The 6081-nt window shown below is 60.0% G+C and carries 7 protein-coding genes; 3 read left to right on the forward strand and 4 right to left on the reverse strand.

Going from position 1 to position 6081, the window contains the following annotated elements:
* The 4 genes from C9413_RS26215 to C9413_RS26230 form a co-directional block, all read right to left on the reverse strand.
* Window positions 1-478, reverse strand: a 478-nt coding sequence (locus C9413_RS26215; RefSeq protein ID WP_170251105.1) for an alcohol dehydrogenase catalytic domain-containing protein, incomplete at its 3' end; no start/stop codon positions are given.
* A gap of 76 nt (window positions 479-554) precedes the next feature.
* Window positions 555-2360: an EAL domain-containing protein gene (locus C9413_RS26220; RefSeq protein ID WP_170251106.1), complete on the reverse strand. Its 1806-nt coding sequence runs from the start codon at window positions 2358-2360 to the stop codon at window positions 555-557.
* A gap of 147 nt (window positions 2361-2507) precedes the next feature.
* A complete protein-coding gene (locus tag C9413_RS26225) occupies window positions 2508-2750 on the reverse strand; it encodes a type II toxin-antitoxin system ParD family antitoxin (RefSeq protein ID WP_022716366.1) in 243 nt (80 codons plus the stop codon).
* Window positions 2751-2927: 177 nt separating this feature from the next.
* Window positions 2928-3482 (reverse strand): HdeD family acid-resistance protein, encoded by a 555-nt coding sequence (locus tag C9413_RS26230; RefSeq protein ID WP_039844239.1) that lies wholly within the window; start codon window positions 3480-3482, stop codon window positions 2928-2930.
* A gap of 142 nt (window positions 3483-3624) precedes the next feature.
* Here C9413_RS26230 and betI point away from each other — a divergent pair, with 142 nt between their 5' ends.
* From betI to C9413_RS26245, 3 genes are all read left to right on the forward strand, one after another.
* Window positions 3625-4209, forward strand: a complete 585-nt coding sequence (gene betI, locus C9413_RS26235; RefSeq protein ID WP_039844238.1) for a transcriptional regulator BetI — start codon at window positions 3625-3627, stop codon at window positions 4207-4209.
* Window positions 4210-4274: 65 nt separating this feature from the next.
* Window positions 4275-5738, forward strand: a complete 1464-nt coding sequence (gene betB / locus C9413_RS26240; protein WP_039844237.1) for a betaine-aldehyde dehydrogenase — start codon at window positions 4275-4277, stop codon at window positions 5736-5738.
* 56 nt (window positions 5739-5794) lie between these two features.
* Window positions 5795-6081, forward strand: a 287-nt coding sequence (locus C9413_RS26245; RefSeq protein WP_170251107.1) for a GMC family oxidoreductase N-terminal domain-containing protein, incomplete at its 3' end; no start/stop codon positions are given.

Genomic DNA, 6081 nt, shown 5'->3' on the forward strand with positions numbered 1-6081 from the left:
CTCGGAGATGTGTATAAGAGACAGGGATGAGAACGCTATCACCCTCCGTCAGGCCGGCCATCTGGAAGAGGTTCGCCCAGACGGTGAAGAAAGTCTCCGGCAGGGCTGCGGATTTCACCGCATCGTAACCCTTCGGGAACGGCAAAACCTGGCCAACGGGCAGCAAGCAATATTCGGCATAGGCACCGCCATTGGCGAGCCCGCAGACTTTGTCTCCGAGCGAATATCCGGCCACGCCCGGACCGATCGCGGCCACTTCACCGGAAAGCTCGAGCCCGAGAATGGGGCTTGCATCCTTCGGCGGCGGGTATGTTCCCTGGCGCTGCGCCACATCCGGACGGTTGATGCCGATCGCCTGCATGCGAACGAGGATCTGTCCCTCGCCGGGCACCGGAACAGGTGCGGTCGCGATCCTCATGACTTCCGGCGCGCCGAAGCTCGGCAGGTCGACGAAACGCATGTTCGCTGGCAAGGGCATGACGGTCTCCTCTTTCCGAAAGCCCAGGAGATAATTCACCGCCCGGTGCTTGGGAAGGAGAGAAGTGGCAAAGGCGTCAATTCGCCTCGCCCAGCGGATGGAAGATCAACCCGTCGGCGCTTTCCTTCGCTTCGGCTTTGATGTGCGCGATTTCGGCACTGACACGATTAATGTCGTCGATCACCAAGCCTTCCGGCAGCTCAAGGACACCGATCGAGCAGCGCATCAGCGGGAAAAGCGCTTCCGCACCGGCACGGTCATGACCGCGAATGCGCCCGGCAGCTCGGTCCTCGTCGGAATAGAGATCGCGGACGTCTTCGTGGAAATCGCTGATGAGCCGGTCAAGGATCTCGGTCAGTTCCTCCTTCGTCCATCCGATGACGCCGATGAAGAAGTCGTCGCCCCCCACATGGCCGAGGAAATGACGCTCGGCGAAGAAGTAACGGCGCATCAGCGCGGCGAAGAGCGAGATCGCGTGGTCGCCGAGATGAAAACCATAAGCATCGTTGAACGGCTTGAAGTTGTCGAAGTCGCAATAGCAGAAATGCCGTACCTCGTCGCCGTCGCGACCGGCCTGGCGCATGAAATCGCGGATGGCGCGGTTGCCCGGCAGGCCGGTCAGCGGGTTTTGGTCCTGCGCGGTCTTCAACTGCTTTTCGTTGATGACCTTGATGAGTGAGGCAGCGGAGACGACGCCGGCATAGCGCATGTTGTCCGTAAGGATCAGGCAGTTGCTGCCTTCCATATTGGCGAAGATCGTCATCAACCGCTCGGCGTCGGAATCGAGACCGACGATCGGTGCCATTTCGACGAAATGTGAAATCGTGCGGCCATAGACCTTGTTCTTCAGGAGATCGCGGCCGAAGGGCTGGTAGATATATTCCTTGAGATGGTGCTCATGGATGATGCCGCGCGGCTCGCCATTGGCATTCAACACCGGGAAGAAGGCCTGGCGCGGATTGCGGCGAAAGAGCTCGAAGACCGTGTCGATGCTGTCGTTCTCGTAAACTGTCGGCAGCACTTCAATCTGTTTGCGGATAAGGATCTCATCGAGCGATTGTGTGTTGTGCTTGCTCTTGCCGAGATCCTGCAGATGCGGAAACGAGGACACGAGCTCGGAGGTATGCGGCGTCGGCCGGGCAATGAACCAGCCTTGGACGAGATCGACGCCATATTCGCGGCAAGCGAGGAATTCCGCTTCGGTTTCAATGCCTTCCGCGATCACCCGGGTGCCGAGCACATGGGCGATGTTGACGATATTCTTCAACAGGTGGCGCTTGCGCGGCATGCGGTCGATGTCGGCGACGAAGTGACGGTCGATCTTGAGGTAATCGACGGCATAGTCGCAAAGAAGCTTCATTTCGCCGTGACCGACGCCGAAGTCGTCGATTGCCAGCTTGAAGCCGGTCTTGCGGAGCTTGGAAACCAGCGCCTCGAATTCCGGCACGCTGGTATTGTCGAAACGCTCGGAGAATTCGAAGCAGACCGAGGACGGCGGGATGTTGGCGGCCTTCAGGTGCTGGAGGAGGGTTTCAACCAGGCGGTCGCCGTGCGGGATCAGCCGAACGTCGAGATTGAGGAAAAGCGTCGAAGTCGAATAATTGCCGAGCGTCGCGAACTTGGCGAGTGCGCGGCTGGCGACCATCTGCTCCAGCTGCAGCAGCTGGGCGGCGCGATGCGCCTCATCGAGGATTTCAACAGGAGAATCGAAGCCGATGCGTTCCTGCCCGCGCATCAGTGACTCGTAGCCGAAGACCGTGCCCGTCCCTGCTTCGACAATTGGCTGGAAAGCATTTTCGATGACGAGTTTCGCGAGCGTCACGATCTGATCGCTGGCATAACGGCGCAATACGCCCGGTTCGACGGCGGCAGCCAAAGACATGCCAAATTCTCCACTGCGAAGTCTTCTTTTTCGCAGCGAAGATGGTGAAAAAGCATCAACGAACCCTTTCGCCAATGTGAAACTTTTGTGAAAGTTGCGGACCGGAATGTTTCAGCATTCCGGTCAATGGGTTAGGTCCCGACCCTATCAGGCGGACCGGCGGCGCTCCGCTTCGTGATCGGCAAACATATCTGCAACGCAGCGGCCCCCACTCGCGCGGTCTTCGTCATTTAGAACGTCATTGCGATATTCTGCGAGCTTGCGGGCGGCATCCCAGAGGCGCAGCGCCTCACGAACAACCTCGCTGCTCGATGCATAGCCGCCATGATCGACGGCATCGCGAATGCCTGCTGCCTGGACCGGTGATATGGAAACTGTGACCATTGGCATGAACTTCCTCCCTTCGTTTTTCTACGGGACAGAACCTGCCCTACGCGGGATGCATGACCACTCATGACATCTGTTCCGGCAATGTCATCTGCCGGCGCCTTGGTATCTGAATTTTAGTCCCGCCTCACATGCTTGTCAAAAAAAGAAACATTCCGTGAGCACAGCCTGTGGACAGCCTCATTGCACGCTTCGAAGGCCGATCCCGAATGCAATCATCGTCCATCCCTGCAAAATAAGATCGACCGCGAGGAAAAGTCCGAGGACCCAGAGACTGTTCACCGGCCAGCCGAGCGCGATGATAAAGCCTGCGAGCGCGGTGACCACGCCGCTTACGACAATCCAGCCCCAGCCCTTGAGCGGCTTCATGCGGCGGCCGATAAAGACGCGGAAGACGCCGGCAACAAGCAGAGCGACGGCGAGAAAGAGCGTCAGAGCAGCGGAGGTAAGGATCGGATTGATGAAGGCGAATATGCCTGCGAGGACGTAGAGTACACCGCTCAGCGCCCAGAAAAGGATGTGCTCCCAGCCGCGCACCTGAAAGGCGTGGATGAGATAGACGACCCCCCCGAAGACCATCAGCATTCCCACGGAATAGACCGACACCACGGTGGCGAGAAGGAGATTTCCGACCGCGATCAGGCCGCAGATCAACAGCAGCACGCCGAGACCCACGAACCATATCCATTTCGACTGCAGGGACGAGGACGGCGCTCCATCGAAGACGCTAGCCATGACACACCTCCTGATAGCTGTTCATATGCTGCAGAATCGCGGGCCGGAAAGGGTTGAGCCTTCTCAAATTCCGTCAAAAAGTTTTTGTTGATTGATCAGTCAATCAAAAATAATATGTGCTGAACTGTCGGAGCTGGCCCTCATGCCGAAAATCGGAATGGAACCTCTACGCCGAAAGGCGCTCGTCGACGCTGCGCTGCGCGTAATCGCGGATCGCGGCTCGCTGAGCGTCACCATGTCCGATATCGCCCGCCAGGCCGGCGTGTCTCCTGCCCTTGCGCACCACTATTTCGGCAGCAAGGAGCAACTGCTGATCGAGACGGTCCGTTCGCTGCTCAGGCAATTGCGTGACGACACGGTGACGGCGCTGAAGGCTGCCCGTACCCCACGCGAAAATCTCTCTGCCGTCATCCGGGTCAGCTTCCAGGCCGATCAGTTCGCGCCGGAAACGATCGCCGCATGGCTCGCCTTCTATGCCGAAGCGCAGCGCTCGGAAGAGACGCGCCGTTTCCTCGTCATCTATGCCCGCCGGCTGCGTTCGAACCTGCTGGCCAACCTCAAGAAGCTTTGCCCGCCAGATGCCGCAGGACGCATCGCCGAAGGCGCTGCTGCGATGATCGACGGGCTCTATATCCGCCAAAGTCTGAAATCGGCGCCGATAAACATCGAGGCTTCGATCGGGCTGACGGAGGATTATGTGACGATGCAACTAAGGGGGATCGAATGAGGCTCACCGCACAGGAATGAGGAGCCTTAATTTTTGCCCTGTCGCACAAAGCAAAGGATTGAATTATGAAAGCCCAGCCGAAAGCGTCGCACTTCATTGACGGCGAATATATCGAGGACGAAGCGGGCAGCGTCATCGAAAGCATTTATCCGGCAACCGGCGAAGTGATCGCGCGGCTGCATGCGGCAACGCCTGCCATCGTCGAGAAAGCGATCGCGGCTGCCAGGCGCGCACAGCCGGAATGGGCGGCGATGAGCCCGACGGCCCGCGGCCGCATCCTCAAGCGCGCCGCCGAGATCATGCGCGAGCGCAATCGCGAGCTTTCCGAGCTCGAAACGCTCGATACCGGCAAGCCGATCCAGGAAACGATCGTCGCTGATCCGACGTCGGGCGCCGACAGCTTCGAGTTCTTCGGCGGCATCGCGGCAGCCGGCCTCAACGGCTCCTATATCCCGCTCGGCGGCGATTTCGCCTATACGAAGCGCGTGCCGCTCGGCGTCTGCGTCGGCATCGGCGCCTGGAACTATCCGCAGCAGATCGCCTGCTGGAAAGGGGCGCCGGCGCTGATCGCCGGCAATGCGATGGTCTTCAAGCCCTCGGAAAACACGCCGCTCGGCGCGCTGAAGATTGCCGAAATCCTGCACGAAGCAGGCCTGCCGAAGGGCCTTTACAATGTGATCCAGGGAGACCGCGACACCGGCCCGCTGCTCGTCAACCATAAGGACGTGGCAAAGGTGTCACTCACCGGCTCGGTGCCGACCGGCCGCAAGGTCGCCGCCTCCGCGGCAGGCCACCTCAAACATGTGACGATGGAGCTCGGCGGCAAGTCGCCGCTGATCGTCTTCGACGATGCCGATATCGACAGCGCAATCGGCGGCGCCATGCTCGGCAACTTCTATTCGACGGGCCAGGTCTGCTCGAACGGCACCCGCGTCTTTGTGCAGCGGAAGATCAAGGGCGAGTTCCTGAAGCGGCTGAAGGCCCGCACCGAGGCGATCCTGATCGGCGACCCGATGGACGAGGCGACGCAGCTCGGCCCGATGGTTTCATTCGACCAGCGACAGAAGGTCTTGAGCTACATCGACAAGGGCAAGGCCGAGGGTGCGACACTCGTCACCGGCGGCGGCATTCCGAACAATGTTTCCGGCGAAGGCTATTACGTCCAGCCGACCGTGTTTGCCGACGTGACCGACGGCATGACCATTGCCCGCGAGGAGATCTTCGGGCCGGTGATGTGCGTGCTCGATTTCGATGACGAAGCCGAGGTCATCGAACGTGCGAACGCCACCGAATTCGGCCTTTCGGGTGGCGTCTTCACCGCCGATCTGACGCGCGCCCACCGCGTCGCCGACCAGCTCGAGGCAGGCACGCTCTGGATCAACACCTACAATCTCTGCCCGGTCGAAATTCCCTTCGGCGGCTCGAAGCAATCCGGTTTCGGGCGGGAGAACTCGCTTGCGGCGCTGGAGCATTATTCGGAGTTGAAAACGGTTTACGTGGGCATGGGGCCGGTGGCGGCGCCGTATTGAGAAGAGGCCAAGCCCTCCCGCTTGTGGGGAAGGCCAACACATACTGAGTGTACATCATGCAAGCAGACTTCGTCATCATAGGCTCCGGCTCGGCAGGGTCGGCCCTCGCCTATCGTCTCTCGGAAGACGGCAGAAACAGCGTGATCGTCATCGAGGCGGGCGGCAGCGACTTCGGGCCGTTCATCCAGATGCCGGCAGCGCTTGCTTGGCCGATGAGCATGAGGCGCTACAACTGGGGCTACCTCTCGGAACCCGAACCAAACCTCAACGGCCGGCGCATCACCGCACCGCGCGGCAAGGTGATCGGCGGATCCTCCTCGATCAACGGCATGGTCTATGTGCG

This window comes from Rhizobium sp. SEMIA 4085 (assembly GCF_013004495.1).
GTDB classification, from domain to species: domain Bacteria; phylum Pseudomonadota; class Alphaproteobacteria; order Rhizobiales; family Rhizobiaceae; genus Rhizobium; species Rhizobium gallicum.

Excerpts from the sequence above, each read along its gene's own strand:
- C9413_RS26230 (WP_039844239.1), bottom strand. The coding sequence starts at position 3,482 with ATGGCTAGCGTCTTCGATGGAGCGCCGTCCTCGTCCCTGCAGTCGAAA.
- betI (WP_039844238.1), top strand. The coding sequence starts at position 3,625 with ATGCCGAAAATCGGAATGGAACCTCTACGCCGAAAGGCGCTCGTCGAC.
- C9413_RS26225 (WP_022716366.1), bottom strand. The coding sequence starts at position 2,750 with ATGCCAATGGTCACAGTTTCCATATCACCGGTCCAGGCAGCAGGCATT.
- C9413_RS26220 (WP_170251106.1), bottom strand. The coding sequence starts at position 2,360 with ATGTCTTTGGCTGCCGCCGTCGAACCGGGCGTATTGCGCCGTTATGCC.
- betB (WP_039844237.1), top strand. The coding sequence starts at position 4,275 with ATGAAAGCCCAGCCGAAAGCGTCGCACTTCATTGACGGCGAATATATC.